Below are 17,204 nucleotides of genomic sequence, written 5' to 3'. Positions count from 1 at the left end.
ATCAGGCCAGCAATTGCCCGCCATCGATGGCGAGGCTGACGCCGGTAATGTGCGAGGCGGCGTCGCTCGCCAGAAACACCACGGCCGGGGCGATCTGTTCGACTTCAGCGATGGTGGCGAGCGGAATGCGCTTTTCCCAGGCGGCGCGGGCTTCGGGATGGGCGGCGAAGCCAGCTGTCAGCGGCGTGATCACCGGGCCGGGCGCAACTGCATTGGCGCGGATGCCATGGGGCGCCATTTCGATGGCCGTAGACCTTGTGATCGCGTCGACGGCCGCCTTGGTGCATTCATAGTGACCCATGCCGGGGGTCGGCTGGCGGCCACCAATAGATGAAACATTGACGATTGCGCCCTTGCCTTGCGCGATCATGCGCTTGCCGACGGCTTGGCTCATTAGCCAGGTGCCGCGCACATTGACCTGATAGGTGAGGTCGAGCAGGGCGATGTCGAGATCGACAACCGTCCCGCCGCCGCCGACCACGCCGGCATTGTTGACTAGGACATCGATTCTGCCATGCCGCGCCACGATCCTAGCCACGGCGCTTTCCACTGCCGCAGCGTCAGAAATGTCGAGCGCCACAGCATCGCCCCCAATGGCGGCTGCCGTTCGCTCAGATCCCTCGCCGTAGCGGTCGACGACAACAACCTTGTCTCCAAGGGCGGCAAAAGCCTCGGCAATGCCCTTGCCCAGACCTTGCGCGGCCCCGGTGACAATAACGTTCCTTGGAATTGGCATTTCCTTCTTCTCCCTCCCCACATTTTTGGGGTCGCCAAACTACACTTAACATGTTAATTATACGAACGTAGAAAATAAGTCCACTCTCGGGTAGCACGGAAAAGGGTGATTGGATGCCAAAAATCGATGTGCCCAGACGGCAACTCGGACGGAACGGACCGCTGGTTCCGGTGCTCGGGCTAGGATCATGGAACACCTGGGATCGGATGAGTCTTGAGGAGGCTGTGTCGGTGGTGCGCCGGGCGGTTGATGTCGGGGCTGCCTTCTTCGACGTGGCCTATTACAATATGGGTCCGCACGCGGAGCATTCGCGCACTGACATCCTGTTTGGCGAAGCCATTCGCGCGGCAGGAGTCGCGCGGCAGGACTATCAGGTCTGCGGAAAGCTCTGGCTCTGGGAATATCCGAAACTCAATTTCCGCCAGCAGATCGAAACCAGCCTCGAGCGCGCCGGTCTCGACCGTTTCGACACGCTGGTGGTCGGCGATTATTTAGGTACGCCCGGCATGGAACCGGTTGTGTCCGGGGTCAATGAGCTGATTGTCGATGGCTTGGTTGACAGCTGGGGCATCAATAACTGGCATCTGGTGCACACGCGGCAGGCGCTCGATTTCGCCGATAGGGCCGGCCTTGTTGGGCCGTGCTTTGCGCAGTTGAAATATAGCGTTGTGCGCCGCTCTATGGCCGAGGGGGCCGAGTACAGTGCGCTCTTTGCCGATGGGGATTTGGGCTTGCAGGCTTCCGATTGCCTCGAAGGCGGCATACTCGCCGGGCGCGGTGTGCCCAACCGCAAGATCGGGGCCGATGTCGGCGCTATTCGCGAGCGTATTTATGCGGTTGCTCCGAAGCTCAAGGACATCGCCGACGAATTCGAGGTGAGCCCGGTGCAATTGGCGCTCGCCTTCTGCCTCGCCAATTCGCATGTCGCCAATGTGCTATTCGGCGCGTCACGTCTGGAGCAGCTCGAAAACAATCTCGGTGCCATTGCCTTGCTGAACCAAGCGGGGGATCGGATCAGGCCGGCTTTGGCCGATCTCTGGCTTGATCAGCACGTTCGTTCGGATGGCGTTTGGTAGGCGACTTCACCGGGAAGCCGCCTTGTGCTTTTTGTCAACGTATGTAGAATAAGCCACGGAGTGACCCAATCGAACCGTGGTTCGGCATGCTGGGAGGCGAGGGGTCTCCGGCAGCAAAAAGGGGAGAGAACGATGAACCAATTCAGGGCACTAGCAGCCCTTTCCTTTGTGGTCGCCACTTTGGGCGCAGGCGCTGCGGCAATTGCCCAGGACGCGCCGACCGACCTCAGTATCGGCAATTTCCTCGACGTCACCTCCTGGGACCCTAGCCTGGCCGATATCGGCTTTGACGGGCCCTATCTGTCGGCGGTCTATGATCCGCTGGTGGCGCTTGATGTTACCGGCAAGCCGATCCCCGTGCTGGCAACGGCCTGGAGCTATTCGGACGATTTTCTCACGCTCACCATGGACCTTCGCGCCGGCGTTACCTTCAGTGATGGAGTGGCCTTTGACGCCCAGGCGGCAGCGGCCAATCTCAACTACCTCAAGGCCGGCGCGCGGTCCGGCGAGGCCTATCTCAACGTTACCGGCATCACCGTCGTCGATGCCGACACGATCGAAATCGCTCTCGGCGAGCGCGACGACACCATGCTCTATCTCATGGGACTGGGCCGCAGCTACATGGCTTCGCCCGCCGCAATCGCGGCCGGCACGCTGGTGACGGCTCCGGTGGGGTCGGGGCCCTATCTGCTGGACGAGGGAATGAGCGTTGCCGGTTCGGAATATCACTTCACGAAGGTTGCCGAGCACTGGGACAGCGCTACCTATCCGTTCCAGAATATCACCATCTTCCCGATCATCGATCAGGCGGCGCGCCACAACGCCATGTTGTCGGGCCAGATCAACGTCAATTTTGCCGACCCGCTCAACCTTGAGCAGGCCAAGCAGATGGGTTGGAATATCACCTCGGGCGTCTCAGCCTGGGTCGGGCTGCAATTCGTCGATCACATGGGCGCCTCACTGGCCCCGCTCGGCGACGTACGGGTGCGTCAGGCACTCAATTATGCCTTCGATGGCGCGGCCATTCTCAACTCCCTCGGCGCAGGTGCCGGCCAGGTCACCAATCAGGTGTTTCCGGCTGGGCAGAAGGGCAATGACCCTGCTCTCAACGCGCTCTATGCTTTCAACCTCCACAAGGCCAGGGCGCTGCTCGCCGAAGCGGGCTATGCCGATGGCTTTGACGTGAGCATGCCCATGTCGCCTATTTTCGCGCTGTGGCAGCCCGTGGTCGACCAGACATTCCGCGAATTGGGTATTCGGGTCATCTGGGACGACATGCAGATGATGGACTATCAGGTCAACGCTCCGAACTACCCGATGTTCGTAGCCCTTGTCGCTATGGACAATGATCCGGTGGCGACCCTGGCGCGGCAGGTTGCCACCCAACAGTGGTACAACCCGGCCCCGCAATTCGCCGAGGTTCCCGAACTCAAGGCGCTGATCGAGGATGCTCTCGCAGCCGTCGGCGACGAGCAGGTCGCCAAGATTGCCGCGGCTAATCAGAAGCTGACCGAGCTTGCCTGGTGGTCCGTCTGGTATCAGGCCGACAATACCTATTATTCGATACCCGAGATCGCCGTGACGCCGGTCATCGGCATGATGTTCCCAACCCTGCGCTCGATCCAAAAGACGCAGTGACGAAGCGGGCGGCCGGGTCCGGCCCGGCCGCCACCCTAACTTGCCTATGGAGGAACGTCGTGATCGGCTTCATTGTGAAGCGGCTTGTCGCCGGTATTGTCCTGTTGCTGGCCGTGTCCATCGGGACGTTTTTTCTGGCCCACGCTGCGATCAGCGACCCCACGGCGGGTCTGCTCGGAACGACGGCGACGCCGGCGCAGCGCGCCGCGCTGTCGGCCAAGATCGGGCTCGACCGGCCGCTGATGGTGCAATTCTGGGATTGGTTCGGTAGCGCCATGGCGGGCGACTTGGGCATCTCCTGGCGCAACTTCCAGTCGGTCAACAAGCAGATTGCCATAAAGCTGCCAGTGACGTTGTCGGTGGTCGCTTTTGCTACTCTGATCACCGCCATTGTTGGCACCATCTTCGGACTCATTGCTGGCCTGCGTCCTGATAGCCTCTTCGACCGCATCATCAAGACGGTGTCGGTGGTACTCTTTGCGCTGCCGGGGTTCTGGGTCAGCCTCGTGCTGGTCGTCTGGTTCGCCATCCAGCTCAAATGGTTTCCGGCCGTCGGCTATGTGCCGCCGGCCCAGTCGCTTGGGGGCTGGCTGCGCTCCATTACCCTGCCTGCTTTTTCGTTGGCCCTAGGCGCTATCGTCGTGGTCGCCGAGCAGCTTCGCAACGAGGTGATCGCCGTCAATAGGCAGGACTATGTCCGCACCCTGCGTAGCCGCGGGCTGTCGCGCGGACGCGTAACCCTTCACATTCTGCGCAATGCCTCGCCTGCTGCCCTGACAGTGCTCGCGGTTATGTTTGTTGGGCTCTTGAGCGGCGCCATCGTGGTTGAGGCCATCTTCAGCCTTCCCGGTATCGGCCAATTGACCAATGCCTCCTCGCAGAATGGCGATATCCCCATCCTGCTTGGCATCACCGTGGTGTCGGTCGTTTTCGTCATTATCGTCAATTTTCTGCTCGACATCGCCCTGGGTTGGATCAACCCCAAGGTGCGCGTGCGATGAGTTCTGTTTCCGTCATGTCCGATATTGCTCCCACTGCACCGCGCCGTCGCTCCATTCCCGTGCGTTTCTTGCGCGCGCCGGCCGGCTACGTTTCGCTCTCGGTCGTCGCCCTGGTCATCGGCATTGCAGTTTTTGCACCCTGGCTTGCACCCCACGACCCAAATTTCGTCGATCTTGCCAGCGCCAAGGCGCCGCCCAGCGCAACGCACTTGCTGGGTGGTGATGCCACCGGCCGCGATATGCTGAGCCGCCTGATATGGGGTGCCCGCACCACCCTGCTGGGTGCCCTCGTCACTATCGTCACCGCCTTGGCGCTTGGTGCCCCGGCTGGCACTGCCGCTGGTTATTTTGGCGGGCTCTTCGACCGCCTCTCGTCCTGGGTCAGCGATGCCCTGCAGGCGGTGCCAGGCATGATTATTCTGCTGGTCGTTGCTGCAGGCACGCGCTCGAACTTCGTGCTGATCATGGCAACTGTGGGTGCCTTCCTAGCCCCCGGCTATTTCCGCATCGCGCGCTCCACAACCCTCGCCATTCGCAACGAGCCTTTCATTGACGCCGCTCGCGTCGCCGGGCTCACCCATCCGCGCATCATCCTGAGGCATGTCCTGCCTGGTATCGGCGCGCCCATCATCATCCAGACTGCACTTGCCACCGGCATTGCCATGGGCATCCAGGCCGGCCTGCAATTCCTCGGCATCGGCGCTGCCAGCGTGCCGGCCTGGGGCGCCATGATGAATGAGGGTTTCCGGCATATGCTGTCGACGCCGTTGCTGCTCCTCTGGCCCTCGGCCGTGCTCGGTATCACCATTGCCGCGCTCGCGGTTGCCGGCTCGACGCTGGCTGATCTGGTTCGTGTCAGGACGGACGCTCCGAGCGTTCGAAGCAGCGGCGTGGTCGCCAATGCCGCGCCAGCCGGCATAGTGACTGGCGGCTTCGCCTACGCCCCTGAGGCCGCAGCCGTGCGGGTGGACAATCTGCGCGTACGCTATATTGCGGGCAATGGCGCCATCGAGGTCGTCCATGGCATTTCTTTCGATATCGCACCGGGCGAGGTCCTGGGCATTGTGGGGGAATCCGGCTCCGGAAAATCGCAGGCCGTATTTTCGATCCTCGACCTCCTGCCCACGGGAGGGACGAGCAACGTCGATGGCATGTGGATCGGTGGTCGCGCCGTGCACACCATATCGCCGCGCGAGCGGGCCGGCATGCTGGGCACCCAGATCGGCTATATTCCGCAGGAGCCGATGTCCAATCTCGACCCCTCCTATACGATCGGATTTCAGCTCACCCAGCCGTTGCGCACTGTGCATAAAAAATCTCGCGCCGATGCCGATGCCATTGCCCGCGACATGCTCAAACGTGTCGGCATTGTCGATATCGACCGGGTGATGAAATCCTACCCGCATCAGATTTCGGGTGGCATGGCGCAGCGCGTGCTGATCGCTGGCGCGATTGCCGGGCGCCCCTCGGTGCTGATTGCCGACGAGCCCACAACAGCGCTCGATGTTACCGTTCAGGCCGAGGTCCTCGAACTCCTGCGCGAATTGCAGGCTGAACTCGGCATGGCCCTGGTGCTGGTGACACATGATTTCGGCGTCGTCGCCGATATATGCGACCGCGTGATCGTCATGCGCGATGGTGCCATTGTCGAGGCCAGTTCGGTGGAGACGGTCTTTGCCGCCCCCGAGCAGCATTACACGCGTGAGCTCATCGCGGCCTCGCTCGATGACACCAAGGGTCGCCGCGAACTGGACGACGTCTACTTCGCGCAAGCGGTCGCGTCAGCCTAGGAGATTTGCTGCATGGCCAACAACCCCATACTGTCCGTCGAAAACCTGGTGGTCGAGTATGGCGCCGCCAAGCGCGGTTTCCGCGTACTGCATGACGTGTCGCTCGATGTCGGGGTCGGCGAATGCGTCGGCGTCGTGGGCGAAAGCGGCTCGGGTAAATCGACGCTCGGCAAGGCTATCCTCGGACTTGCGCCCGTGCGGCAGGGTCGCATTATGTTCAATGGCGAGGACATCACCCACGCCGCTGGCGCGGCGCGACGTCGTCTTGCCAGCAGCATCCAGGTTGTCTTCCAGGATCCATATGGGTCGCTCGATCCAATGATGAATGTGGGTGATATTCTCTCAGAACCTCTGGAGGCGGCCGGGCAGTCGCGGCGTGCGGTACGCTTAGCCATTGCCGAGATGATCGAACGCGTACGCCTTCCCGCGAGCGCCATCGATCGCTATCCCCACGAGTTTTCCGGCGGCCAGCGCCAGCGCATCGCCATCGCTCGGGCTTTGGTGCGGCGACCAAAACTCATCGTTTGCGACGAGCCGGTCAGCGCGCTCGATCTGACGACCCAGGCGGCAGTGATCGATCTGTTCATTGAGTTGCAGCGCGACATCGGCGTGTCGTATCTGTTTGTCTCGCACGACCTTGGTGTCGTGCGCCGTATCTGCCATCGCGTCGCCGTCATGCAGCGGGGCGAGATTGTCGAATTCGGGGATGGGGAACAGGTAACCCGCGCGCCGATCCATCCCTATAGCACCCGGCTGCTTCTCGCGTCGCCCGTCGCCAATCCTCAGGCCCAGGCCCGGCGGCGCGCCGCCTGGCTAGCGCTGCGGCAGGCCGACCGCGTCCTTCCCGCCGGGCAATGAGCGCCAACCAGAGCCTCGAAAGAACCTGATGCCAAAAATCATCGATCACGACCAGCGCCGCCGCGACATTATTGAGGTCGCCAAGCGCCTCATCCTGCAAGGCGGTTTCGAGGCGGCCACCATGCGCAGTCTCGCCGCCGAGGCGGGCTTCGCCAATGGCGCGCTAAAGCACTATTTTCCCGGCAAGGAAAGCATCATCGCCGCGACCTTCCAGAGCGTCCTGGCCGAGATCGACCCCAGGCAATTGCTCGACGAGGAAGCGCCGCACCCAGAGCGCGATCCGGTCGCTTATCTCCGCGAAGCCGTGGACACATGGCTGCCTTCGGAAGAGCGCGAGATCAATGCCGGCCGCGTGCTGCTGGTGCTGTGGGAACATGCCGCGTCCAATGGCGAACTTGCCGAACTCTACCGCCAGTTCTTCGCCAATTGGGGCGAGCTGATCACGCGCCTTCTGCGCGATGCACGCCGCGATCTGCCGGCGCTAAGCCAGGCCGATCTGACCCGCTATGCGCTTGAAATCCGTTCCATGGTCATCGGCGCCAATGTGGTCAACCTAATGCATCCCGACGGGCAGCACATCGCCACTTACGGCGCCTATCTCGACGACATCATCCGGCGCGTCACCAGTCCGACCTAGCGCCTTCCACTGAGAGAACCACCTTGCCCACACAAGCAAATCTTCTCGCCTTCCAGCACTTCCGCAGCGCCGCGCCAAAATATGCTCCCGTCCTACTCCTGCATGGTTTCATGTCGAGCGGCGCGACCGATTGGCCCGAGGCTGTCTGGGGGGCCTCGTTGCTGGCCGCGGGGCGCGATGTGATCGTGGTCGATCTGCCCGGCCATGGCGCCAGTGCGCGGGTCGAGAATGTCGAGGCCGCGCGCCCCTCGCGCATCGTCGATGGCCTGGCCGATATTCTGGCGGCAACGGTCACACCGGTTGATGTCATCGGCTATTCCTTGGGCGCCCGCATCGCCTGGTCATTGGCCGCGCAGCGCGCAGACCTCGTGGGCAAACTCGTTCTCGGTGGTCTTGCTCCTAATGAACCATTTGCCGCGCTCGATTTCTCGGCGGCGCGCCGGCTGGTGGACGAGGGTATCGCCCCGGCCGACCCACTGACCGGCTTCATCGCCGCCATGGTCGCGCGTGCGCCCGATCCACATTCGCTGCTCAATCTTGCGGAAGGCCTTGCCGCCGAGGCGTTCGACCCGGCGAAGGAAGCGCCAGCCAAAAACGTTCTCTTCCTGGCCGGCACCGAAGATCCCATGGCCGGCGCCGTAGATGCGCTCGAGCCGTTCATTCCTGGATCTCGCACCCTGCGCGTGCCCGGCGATCACATGGGGGCGCTCGGCTCCGAGGCGTTTCGCCGCGAGGCTCTGGCCTTCCTCTGAAGGCCCAGCCCGATCCTTCCAAGACAGCCAACCCAGAGAGGGAATCCCATGTCTGTTTCCACCCCGGCCACTGCCGATCCCAGCCGCATTCTCGATATCGCCACCGGCTATATGGGCGCGCAGCAATTGTTCGCCGCCAGCCGCATTGGCCTCTTTGCCGCGCTTGCCGAGGGCGACCGCAAGGCTGCCGATCTTGCCAAGACCACCGGCGTCAGTGAGCGGATGGCGCGCATCCTGGCCGACGCCATGGCAGGCCTTGGCCTGCTGACGCGCCGCGACGGCTCCTATTCATTGACGTCCAGTTCAGCCGCCTATCTCACCGGTGGCAAGGCTCAGCTCGATCTCGCACCCTTTCTGACCTTCCTTGCCGAGATCAGCTATCCGCACTGGCTGCAATTCCCCAAAACGGTCGATACCGACCAGCCGGGCGATCTGGGCATGACCGAGGCACGCTGGGCGACCTTCATGGCCGGCGTCATGACCTATAACAAGCTCCATGCCGACATGTTCGTCGGCGCACTGGATTTCTCCGCCTATCGGAAGGCGCTCGATCTTGGCGGCCTCGCGCCCAATTTCGCCATTCGGGCCATGGAAGCCAGTCCCAACCTGCGCACCACCTTCGTCTATGCGCCTGACTTCATCGAATCCGTGCGTCAGGCCGTAACCGGTGCGGGTCTCGCCGACCGCGTCGAACTGATTGGGGCGGCAACCGAAACGGCCGAGCCCAGGGGCGCGTTCGATCTGGTTTTCGTCAACCACGTCGTCCACCGCTTCACCGCGGAACAGAACCGCGCCATCTTCCGGCATGCTCGCGCAGCCGCCGTGCCGGGGGCGCGTCTCGCCGTGCTCGATTTCTATCTCGATGACAATGCCGAACAGCGCGCCATCGACGCGCTCCATGCCGCAGAATATCTGGTGATCGACGGTACGGTCGTATTCCCCGAAGCCGAGGTCCGGTCCTGGCTGGCTGAGGCCGGTTGGCGTCCGCTTGAAACCGTGGCTCTGCCCGGCAGTCCGCGCGTACTGCTCGCTGAAGCAGTCTAGCCAGATAGCGAGGGCCCTGCGGCCCTTGCACTTTTTCAGGCGATGACACTGTCAGTTTGATCAGCCGATGCACCAGACCTGTCAAAGACCACTCGACCGTCGACAACCGTCAGGTCGATATCGATCTCGGGCAGGTTGGCAGCGCCGAGAGCATATGGGTTGGCGCTCAGCACGCATAGGTCGCCGACCTTGCCTGCTTCGAGCGTGCCCTTCCAGCGTTCGGCACCATCCTGCTCGGCCGGAATGCTCGTATACATGCGCAGCAAACGGGTGAGTTCCGCTTCGCCCACGGTGACGTCGCGCTGTTCCAGCAATGCCGCGGCTGACGCGATGACGCGGCGCCAGTCGAAGCTCGCGATCGGCGCATCCGAGCTCAAGACGGCGCGCAGGCCGTCTTCGAGCATCAGATGGATCGGCCAGGCTGATGCGGCCGTTTCCGGGCTTACCGCCCCAGCGAGCCAGCTGGCCGTGTGGTCGGCAATGAGCGGTTGTAGCGCCAGGCCAATGCCGGCTGCGGTCATGCGGCACAATTGCTCGCCTGAGACCAGATCGGCGTGGATGAGGTAATGCCGCCGGTCACCTGCGCCGCCGAGCTTTTCTACGATGCGGACAAATTCCTCGATTGTTCGATCGCCCGTGGCGTGGACACCAATTTGCAGGTCCATGCTATGGGCCAGTTCGACCATGGCGGTGAACTCAGCGAGCCGTTCGGCTTCATCACCCGTGCCCGTCATCAACCCGCCGTGGCCGCCCTTGGGGTAGGGCGTGCGGGTCCAGGCGCTGTGCATAGGCGGAATGCCGTCGGCGAAAATCTTCACCCCGGGAACAGCAAGCCAGCGCGGATCGGTTTTTGGGGCAGGGGCGCTCAGGCCGCCGCGCATGTCGGCAAAAGTGCTGGCGCCATCGAGAAAACCGAAAAGCCGCAGCATGGTCACCCGCGCTGTCTGCGCAGGCGTGCCGGCCAGCTCGGCATAAGTGTCGAGCATGGCGGTGCCAAAACAGCCGGTTTCACCCTGGTCCTCGCCCGGCCCGATACCCGGCTCGGTATAGCTGGTAATGCCATGGGCCGCGAGCAGTGCCCAGGTCTTTCGCAGGGCGGTGCGACGCTCTTCGACGCTATTCAGCAGAAGGCCATCATGTCCGTTATCGCCGCCGCCGAAGAACAGGCGCGGCCAGCGCGCGCCCAGCCAACTGCCATGCAGATGCGCGTCATTGATTCCCGGAAGAACGGCCCGTCCGTCAAGTTCGACCACCTCTGTCTTCGACCCCTTGAGCGCCGAAATATCCGCCGCGCTGCCGACCGCTATGATCTCGCCACCTCGGATCGCCAGCGCCTCCACCACGCTATTGGCCGCATCGAGCGTGATGATCGGACCGCCGCGCAGGATCAGGTCGGCCGGCCCCCCGATGGGAACGCTGCGTGTCGCTTGCGGGGCGGTGGTCATGGTCAAATCCTGAAGTGTGTTCTATATTCCACCAATGTAGAAGAAAAAATCCGACTGGGATAGGGAGCAATGCCAAAAGCTGGCGCGAAGGCGGGGTGAGTTCGCTTTCAGTCAAGTTTCAATTCGCTCCCAGACGAGACAAGCGAGCCGTTTGCGGCCACCTTTTGCATAACCAGGGAGGGTTTCATGCGTTTCGCAGGTAAGACGGCGTTGATAACGGGCGGGGGCACGGGTATTGGCGCTGCCGTGGCGCGGCGGATCAGGAGCGAAGGGGGCGATGTCGCCCTGGTCGGCCGCCGCCGCGAACCCTTGCAGGCCGTGGCCGATGAAATCGGCGCTGCGGTCTTTGCCGCCGATGCTTCCGATGGCGCCAGCATGAAGGCCGCAGTGGCGGGCATTATCGAACAATTTGGTGGGCTCGATATTCTCATCGCCAATGCCGGCGGGCATGGCGTCGGTCCAACCATTTCCATGAGCGATGAGACCTGGGCGTTGGCAGTGCAGCTCAATCTCAACACGGCCTTTGTCAGCGCGCGAGAATCCTTGCCCGCTCTTATCGAGCGCAAGGGCAATATCGTCGTGTTGGCCTCGATTGCCGGGCTTTTTGCCGGGCCGGATGCTGCCGGCTACGTCACCATGAAACATGGCTGTATCGGCCTCGCGAAATCCCTGGCCCGCGACTATGGCCGTTTTGGTGTGCGTACCAATACGGTCTGTCCCGGCTGGGTCACGACGGCCATGGCCGACGACCAGATGGCGGCCCTCGCCAAGATGCGCGGCCTTGCCAGTATCGAAGAGGCTTATGCTCTCGTGACCAAGGACGTGCCGCTCGGCCGCCCGGCCGACGCCGAAGACGTATCCAATGTCGTGTGCTTTCTCGCCTCGGGCGAGGCGGCAATGGTCAATGGCGCGGTGGTGACGGTGGATGGCGGTGCGGGCACCGTCGATCTGCCCACGCTCGCCTTCGTTCAATAAGTCTGGAGGAGATAATTATGGCGGTCGAAAACCCCAAGGATTGGAAAACCTACGATCAGTTCGCCTATGGCATCGACACCAATCGGTTGCCGGCGAGCGACGCGCTGGTTGGCGCCAGCCATACAGTGACCTTCGAGGATGGGCGCGTGCTCAGCCTCGGCTTTGCCAAGGGCAAGGTCACATGGTCCGATGGCGGCGCGAGCGCCGAGGATACCTGCGAAGTCGTCGCGGTCGCTCCAAGCACCTATTTCGTCGAGATCATCTTCGCCGCCCGCCCCACCGAGGCGGAAACCATTGTCATCAACACCGCTTCACGCCGCGCGCTGTCGATCTATTCCATCGTGCGCGACAAGGATGCTTCCGTTGGCGAGCCTCAGGTGGCGCAGGTTTTTCGCGCCGGCACTGTCGGTGACACGTCGGTCCCTCCGACTGGACCGGTACCGGCGGAAACGCGCGACCTCATCGGACTGCGCGCGCATTTCACCTATAGCCCCAATCATGTCTATGAGCACACCTATCTGTCCTCGCAACGCTATTGTTGGCAGTGCCTGGTGGGGGTGCAGCGCGGCCATGGCGATGTCGATCTGACCACAACCTACAAGTTCGACGAAGACCAATACGTCTTCACCTTCCGCGAGTTCAAGATCGCGGTCGCTTCGACCTTCTTCTACAATTTCAAAGATATGCGCTCTACCGGCAAGTTCCTCGGCATTACCGGGGATGGTCGCATCCAGAACAGCCCGGCCGGCGCCCTTATCCGCAGAGCTTCAACCACCTTCTACCTGCCGGGCCAGGACCCGGTCTGAGGATTTTCAGTGATGCGCAGCACCTATGAACTCGCTAGAGCCCATTACGACGCCAATCTGCGTCATGACCTCGAGGGCATGCTGGCCGATATAGCGCCCGACTGCCGCTGGACGGAAATGGATGGTTTTCCCTGCGCTGGCACTTATGTCGGCAAGGACGAAATCTTCAAAAATGTCTTCGAGGTGCTTGGCCAGCAATTCGATGGCTATACCTTCACGCTCGAACGCCTACTCGATGCCGGTGACGATGCCGTGGCCATCGGCACCTATACGGCCAAGCACAAGGGCACCGGCAAGACTTTCAATGCCCGTGTCGTCCATGTCTGGGGCGCCAATGGTGGCCTGCTAAGGCGTTTTGAACAGTTCACCGATACGCTGCGGGTCGCCGAGGCGATGCGCTAGCCGGGTAAAATCCTCAGCGACCTTCCGCCTCTCGGCGGAGGTCGCGGGGGGCCATATCGTAGCGGCTGCGGAAAGCGCGAGAAAAATGCGCGCTGGAGGAATAGCCGACGCCAAAGGCAATCTCCGAAATGGATTGACCGGCATATTGGACGGAGAGCAGGCGCTGATGCGCCGCTTCGAGCCGAAGGTTCCAGAGATAGTCCGAAGGCGTCGTGGCCTCTGCAGCGAAGGCGCGAAACACATAGCGCGGCGTGCAGCCCATGCGGCGGGCCACCTCGGCAATGGAGAGATCGCTGCGGTCAAGATTGGCCCGAAAATAGGCTTCCACGCGGCGGCGCAGCAAGTCGAGGCCTGTCGTGTCATTCTCCTCGCTCATGGGATCAGCCTCAAGCATTGTGCGCACGAGGCCAGCCATGGTCTGGCCGATACTGGCGCGGGCAACAGCATCGAGCCGTTCAACCTCGTTGAAGGTCGAGCGCATCAGGGAAAGCAGCACGGCTTGCAGGCCCAATTGGCTTGGGCCGGCGGTGCGCGGTTGAGCAAGGCCCGCGACCGTTTCCGCGGGCAGGGCGGCGCGGGGGATTTGCAGCAGTAGCAATTCCACCGGCTCGGGATTGGCGAGCATATAGGGTCGTGTCGGGTCGTAGATGATGGCCGCATCCCGGCTGATGAGCGCTTTTCGTCCGCCCTGCACAATTTCCGAAAGGCCGCGCGACTGGATGATCAGTTTGATCGCATCCGGGGCATAGGAATGGCGCGCGACATCCTCACCAAAGACGAGGTGGGCGCCCGCCGAGAGCCGGGATAGCCGGCACTCGCCGAGGCGCACCGAAGTCAGGTCGCTGTCGGCATCGCTGCCGCCCAGAAAATCGAGGCGCACATTGCCGAAGAGGTTTTGGGCGACCCGGCCAAAATCCCGGCCGGTGCCACGCTCGAGCAGGGTTTCGGCCAAGGTTGTGTCTCTCCGTTTCAGTGCGCCATGGCTTTGCCGGTCATGAAGGCGGCGGCTCGCGCTGCGATCATCATAACCGGGGCGTTGGTATTGCCCGAGACCAGGGTGGGCATCACCGAGGCGTCGCAAACGCGCAGGCCTTCGATGCCATGAACCTTGAGGTCCGGTCCCACCACAGCCATGCGGTCTTCGCGAGCGCCCATGCGGGCGGTTCCCGAGGGATGGAACACGGTCTTGGCCGTTTGCCTGATATAGTCGCGTAGGGCTTGCGGATCGCTTTCGATGCCGGACTTGGGCAGGACGCGGCGCTTCAGGATGCGTTTCAGGGCGGGCGCTTCCAGAATGTGGATGCTGAGCTTCACCGCGCGCACCAGCGTTTCCACATCCGCCGGGTCCGAGAGCGCATTGGCATTGAACAGCGGCTTTTCGCGCGGATCGGCCGAGCGCAGCTTGATCGTGCCGCGCGAGTGCGGACGCAGGAAGCAGGGATTGATCGAGAGCCCATGCCCGGGCTCGGGTTCGCGATCGACAAAGCCGATCAGCGTCGGCAGCACGTGGAATTGCACATCCGGCTGGCCTGTGCCCGATGTGTCAACAAAGCCGCCGCATTCCACGACATTGGAGGTGAGCAGGCCCCGGCGCCGCACCAGGTAGTTGAGCATGTGGAGGGCGGCGGTAATTCCCTTGTCGTGACCGAGGATGGAGAGCGGGTCGCGCGTCTCACCCTGCACGGGCACTTCCAGATGATCCTGATAATTCTCGCCCACGCCAGGCAGATCGGCCGCCACCGCAATGCCGAGGGCCGACAGCTCCTCCCCATTACCGATGCCGGAAAGCTGCAAGATGCGCGGCGTGGCGATAGCGCCGGCCGTGAGCGCGATCTCGCGCCGCGCCTCGTGCCTTGTGCCATCCTGCAATTCCACTGCAACGGCGCGTTTGTCGACGATGACAATGCGCTGTACCCTGGCTTCGGTAAGAATGGTCAGGTTTTTTCGTTGCTCGGCCTCGCGCAAAAAGGCCTGAGCTGAGCTCCAGCGCCGGCCATTGTGCGTGGTGCTTTGATAGAAGCCGGCGCCGGCCTGGTTCTCGCCGTTGAAATCGGCATTGGCGGGAATGCCGGCCTCGGTGGCGGCGGTGACAAAGGCCTGGCTCAGCGGGTGGCGGTGGCGCGGGTTGGAGACGAAGAGGCTGCCCTTGCGCCCATGGAAAGGCCCATCGAGCGTTTCGTTGTTCTCGAGCGATTTGAAGGCCGGCAGCACATCGTCATAGGACCAGCCCTTGCAGCCCTGTTCGGCCCAAAGGTCATAGTCGTTGCGATGGCCGCGAATATAGATCATCGCGTTCACCGAACTGCCGCCGCCCAGCACATTGCCCTGCGGTACGATACTGGGCCTTCCATTGAGGCCCGGCTCGGGCTCGGAAGCATAGGGGTGGATGGCTTCGCCCTTGCCGATAACCTTGAAGAATGTCGCCGGGATGTGGATCCAGGGATCGCTGTCGCGCTTGCCGGATTCAATCAGCAGGACGCTATGCGCGGGGTTTTCCGAGAGCCGGTTTGCCAGCACGCAACCGGCCGATCCGCCACCGACGATGACATAGTCGAACTGGGCCATGGTCAGCTCAGCACCGCCTGGGGAATGGTGAATTCCTTCAACCCGTCCGCGCCGAATTCGACGCCGAAGCCGGATTGCTTGACCCCGCCAAAGGGTGCATTGGGCTGGATGGCGCCATGCTTGTTGATCCAGACCGAGCCGCATTCGAGCTGGGTGGCATAGTGCTTGGCCTTGGCGGCATCGGCCGACCAGATCGAACCGCCGAGCCCCGCCGGATTGGCATTGGCGCGGGCAATGACCTCGTCGACATCGCTATAGCGGATGATCGGTAGCACCGGCCCGAACTGCTCGTCGTCCACGAGCCACACGCCATGATCGACATCGGCCACAAGCGTAATGGGATAAAAGTAGCCGGGCCCATTGCCCGGCGTGCCGCCGAGAAGAACGCGCCCGCCCTTGGCCCTGGCGTCCTCCACCATGTCGCGCACCTTGTTGAACTGCATTTCGTTCTGCACCGGCCCCAGCAGATTGGCTTCGTCCTGCCCATCGCCCACCGGCACGGTGCGTGCAAAGTCAACCAGCGCCTCGCAGACCGCGTCATAGATGCTGTCATGCACATAGAGGCGCTTCAGCGCCGCACAGGTCTGGCCATTGTTGATGAAGGCGCCCCAGAACAGTCCCTCGGCAATCGCCTTGGGGTCGGCATCGGGCAACACGATGCCGGCATCATTGCCACCGAGTTCAAGCGTCAGGCGTTTCAGCGTCGCAACGGCCGAAGACATGATCTTCTTGCCGGTCTCGGTCGAGCCGGTAAAGGTCATCTTGGCAATATCGGGATGGGCCGAAAGCGCTGCCCCGATGCTGTTATCGCCGGTGACTACATTGACGACGCCCGGCGGCAAGACCTGGTTGATCAGCTCGACAAGCCGAATGGTGGAAAGCGGCGTCAAAGGAGATGGCTTGATCACCACGGTATTGCCCGCGCGCACTGCCGGGATGATGTGCCAGCAGGCGATCATCACCGGCCAATTCCACGGCGTGATCGAGCCGACAACGCCGATGGGCTTGCGGTGCAGTTCCACCCTTCCGTCCGGGCTATCCTGCAAAACCTCCACGGGCAGGACGAGATCAGCGGTGGCGCGCGTCCAGGCGTAGGCGCCTCCCATTTCAAAGCGCGAGCCCAGGCCATTGAGCGGCTTGCCCTGTTCGCGGGTCAGAAGCTGGGCAATGTCTTCGGAATTGGCCTGGATCAGATCTGCGATGGCGTGGCAGGCGCGTTGCCGCGCCGCGTCATCGGTCTTGCTCCAGCTCTTAAAGGCCTCGCGTGCGGCAGCGACGGCCTCGTCGAGTTGCGCGGTGCTCGCCAACGGCATCAGGCCGACGACTTCCCCCGTCGACGGATTTTTGACTTCGGCATGCTGGGCCGTCGGCACAGACCGGCCGCCAATGAAGAGGTTGTAAGAATTCATGTCCGGTTTCTCCCCCGAATTTTGGGAGCACTATGGGACGGTGAATTGGCCCCGTCTTGGAAACGGGCGC

At 62.5% G+C, this 17,204-nt stretch carries 16 protein-coding genes; 11 read left to right on the top strand and 5 right to left on the bottom strand.

What is annotated here, in order from left to right; all coding sequences use genetic code 11:
- Position 1: 1 nt before the first annotated feature.
- Complete coding sequence (locus tag MF606_RS11685; protein WP_240229412.1) at positions 2 to 736, bottom strand: SDR family NAD(P)-dependent oxidoreductase; 735 nt, start codon at positions 734 to 736, stop codon at positions 2 to 4.
- Between the two features lie 113 nt (positions 737 to 849).
- On the opposite strand from MF606_RS11685, the gene MF606_RS11680 reads away from it, so the two are divergent.
- The 8 genes from MF606_RS11680 to MF606_RS11645 all read left to right on the top strand — a co-directional run bounded on the left by MF606_RS11680 (position 850) and on the right by MF606_RS11645 (position 9,532).
- Positions 850 to 1,812 (top strand): aldo/keto reductase, encoded by a 963-nt coding sequence (locus MF606_RS11680; protein WP_240229411.1) that lies wholly within the window; start codon positions 850 to 852, stop codon positions 1,810 to 1,812.
- A gap of 132 nt (positions 1,813 to 1,944) precedes the next feature.
- Entirely contained in the window at positions 1,945 to 3,450 is a 1,506-nt protein-coding gene (locus MF606_RS11675) for an ABC transporter substrate-binding protein (protein WP_240229410.1), read from the top strand.
- Positions 3,451 to 3,509: 59 nt separating this feature from the next.
- Positions 3,510 to 4,451, top strand: coding sequence for an ABC transporter permease (locus MF606_RS11670; protein ID WP_240229409.1), 942 nt, complete (start codon positions 3,510 to 3,512; stop codon positions 4,449 to 4,451).
- On the top strand, positions 4,448 to 6,241 hold the full coding sequence (locus MF606_RS11665) for a dipeptide/oligopeptide/nickel ABC transporter permease/ATP-binding protein (RefSeq protein WP_240229408.1): 1,794 nt from the start codon (positions 4,448 to 4,450) through the stop codon (positions 6,239 to 6,241). Before MF606_RS11670 ends, MF606_RS11665 begins: the two co-directional genes overlap by 4 nt.
- A 12-nt stretch (positions 6,242 to 6,253) precedes the next feature.
- Positions 6,254 to 7,099: an ABC transporter ATP-binding protein gene (locus MF606_RS11660; protein ID WP_240229407.1), complete on the top strand. Its 846-nt coding sequence runs from the start codon at positions 6,254 to 6,256 to the stop codon at positions 7,097 to 7,099.
- A gap of 28 nt (positions 7,100 to 7,127) precedes the next feature.
- The gene (locus MF606_RS11655) at positions 7,128 to 7,736 is read left to right on the top strand and encodes a TetR/AcrR family transcriptional regulator (RefSeq protein ID WP_240229406.1); all 609 of its coding nucleotides are present in this window, start codon (positions 7,128 to 7,130) and stop codon (positions 7,734 to 7,736) included.
- A 23-nt stretch (positions 7,737 to 7,759) separates the two neighbouring features.
- Positions 7,760 to 8,488: an alpha/beta fold hydrolase gene (locus MF606_RS11650; RefSeq protein WP_240229405.1), complete on the top strand. Its 729-nt coding sequence runs from the start codon at positions 7,760 to 7,762 to the stop codon at positions 8,486 to 8,488.
- A gap of 48 nt (positions 8,489 to 8,536) precedes the next feature.
- Complete coding sequence (locus MF606_RS11645) at positions 8,537 to 9,532, top strand: methyltransferase family protein (RefSeq protein ID WP_240229404.1); 996 nt, start codon at positions 8,537 to 8,539, stop codon at positions 9,530 to 9,532.
- A 35-nt stretch (positions 9,533 to 9,567) separates the two neighbouring features.
- On the opposite strand, the gene MF606_RS11640 is transcribed toward MF606_RS11645, so the two are convergent.
- Positions 9,568 to 10,977: an amidohydrolase gene (locus tag MF606_RS11640; RefSeq protein WP_240229403.1), complete on the bottom strand. Its 1,410-nt coding sequence runs from the start codon at positions 10,975 to 10,977 to the stop codon at positions 9,568 to 9,570.
- Positions 10,978 to 11,163: 186 nt separating this feature from the next.
- Between MF606_RS11640 and MF606_RS11635 the strand changes: the two genes are divergently transcribed.
- The 3 genes from MF606_RS11635 to MF606_RS11625 are packed head-to-tail and all read left to right on the top strand — an operon-like array spanning position 11,164 to position 13,160.
- Complete coding sequence (locus MF606_RS11635; protein WP_240229402.1) at positions 11,164 to 11,952, top strand: SDR family NAD(P)-dependent oxidoreductase; 789 nt, start codon at positions 11,164 to 11,166, stop codon at positions 11,950 to 11,952.
- Positions 11,953 to 11,969: 17 nt separating this feature from the next.
- Entirely contained in the window at positions 11,970 to 12,758 is a 789-nt protein-coding gene (locus MF606_RS11630) for a MoaF C-terminal domain-containing protein (protein ID WP_240229401.1), read from the top strand.
- A 12-nt stretch (positions 12,759 to 12,770) separates the two neighbouring features.
- Entirely contained in the window at positions 12,771 to 13,160 is a 390-nt protein-coding gene (locus tag MF606_RS11625) for a nuclear transport factor 2 family protein (protein ID WP_240229400.1), read from the top strand.
- 13 nt (positions 13,161 to 13,173) lie between these two features.
- On the opposite strand, the gene MF606_RS11620 is transcribed toward MF606_RS11625, so the two are convergent.
- Genes MF606_RS11620 through MF606_RS11610 form a run of 3 tightly spaced genes read right to left on the bottom strand, consistent with a single transcriptional unit; the run spans position 13,174 to position 17,134 of the window.
- Entirely contained in the window at positions 13,174 to 14,112 is a 939-nt protein-coding gene (locus MF606_RS11620) for an AraC family transcriptional regulator (RefSeq protein ID WP_240229399.1), read from the bottom strand.
- Between the two features lie 17 nt (positions 14,113 to 14,129).
- Complete coding sequence (locus MF606_RS11615; protein ID WP_240229398.1) at positions 14,130 to 15,725, bottom strand: GMC family oxidoreductase; 1,596 nt, start codon at positions 15,723 to 15,725, stop codon at positions 14,130 to 14,132.
- Between the two features lie 2 nt (positions 15,726 to 15,727).
- Entirely contained in the window at positions 15,728 to 17,134 is a 1,407-nt protein-coding gene (locus tag MF606_RS11610; RefSeq protein WP_240229397.1) for an aldehyde dehydrogenase family protein, read from the bottom strand.
- Positions 17,135 to 17,204 lie beyond the last annotated feature (70 nt).

The organism is Devosia lacusdianchii, assembly GCF_022429625.1.
GTDB classification, from domain to species: Bacteria; Pseudomonadota; Alphaproteobacteria; order Rhizobiales; family Devosiaceae; genus Devosia; species Devosia lacusdianchii.
Note: the sequence above shows the minus strand (reverse complement) of the source record. Positions and strands in the feature narration are given on the sequence as shown.

What these genes read in the sequence shown, in the direction of transcription:
- MF606_RS11685 (WP_240229412.1), bottom strand. Translation starts at nt 736, where the DNA reads ATGCCAATTCCAAGGAACGTTATTGTCACCGGGGCCGCGCAAGGTCTG.
- MF606_RS11680 (WP_240229411.1), top strand. Translation starts at nt 850, where the DNA reads ATGCCAAAAATCGATGTGCCCAGACGGCAACTCGGACGGAACGGACCG.
- MF606_RS11675 (WP_240229410.1), top strand. Translation starts at nt 1,945, where the DNA reads ATGAACCAATTCAGGGCACTAGCAGCCCTTTCCTTTGTGGTCGCCACT.
- MF606_RS11665 (WP_240229408.1), top strand. Translation starts at nt 4,448, where the DNA reads ATGAGTTCTGTTTCCGTCATGTCCGATATTGCTCCCACTGCACCGCGC.
- MF606_RS11660 (WP_240229407.1), top strand. Translation starts at nt 6,254, where the DNA reads ATGGCCAACAACCCCATACTGTCCGTCGAAAACCTGGTGGTCGAGTAT.
- MF606_RS11655 (WP_240229406.1), top strand. Translation starts at nt 7,128, where the DNA reads ATGCCAAAAATCATCGATCACGACCAGCGCCGCCGCGACATTATTGAG.
- MF606_RS11645 (WP_240229404.1), top strand. Translation starts at nt 8,537, where the DNA reads ATGTCTGTTTCCACCCCGGCCACTGCCGATCCCAGCCGCATTCTCGAT.
- MF606_RS11640 (WP_240229403.1), bottom strand. Translation starts at nt 10,977, where the DNA reads ATGACCACCGCCCCGCAAGCGACACGCAGCGTTCCCATCGGGGGGCCG.
- MF606_RS11635 (WP_240229402.1), top strand. Translation starts at nt 11,164, where the DNA reads ATGCGTTTCGCAGGTAAGACGGCGTTGATAACGGGCGGGGGCACGGGT.
- MF606_RS11630 (WP_240229401.1), top strand. Translation starts at nt 11,970, where the DNA reads ATGGCGGTCGAAAACCCCAAGGATTGGAAAACCTACGATCAGTTCGCC.
- MF606_RS11625 (WP_240229400.1), top strand. Translation starts at nt 12,771, where the DNA reads ATGCGCAGCACCTATGAACTCGCTAGAGCCCATTACGACGCCAATCTG.
- MF606_RS11615 (WP_240229398.1), bottom strand. Translation starts at nt 15,725, where the DNA reads ATGGCCCAGTTCGACTATGTCATCGTCGGTGGCGGATCGGCCGGTTGC.
- MF606_RS11610 (WP_240229397.1), bottom strand. Translation starts at nt 17,134, where the DNA reads ATGAATTCTTACAACCTCTTCATTGGCGGCCGGTCTGTGCCGACGGCC.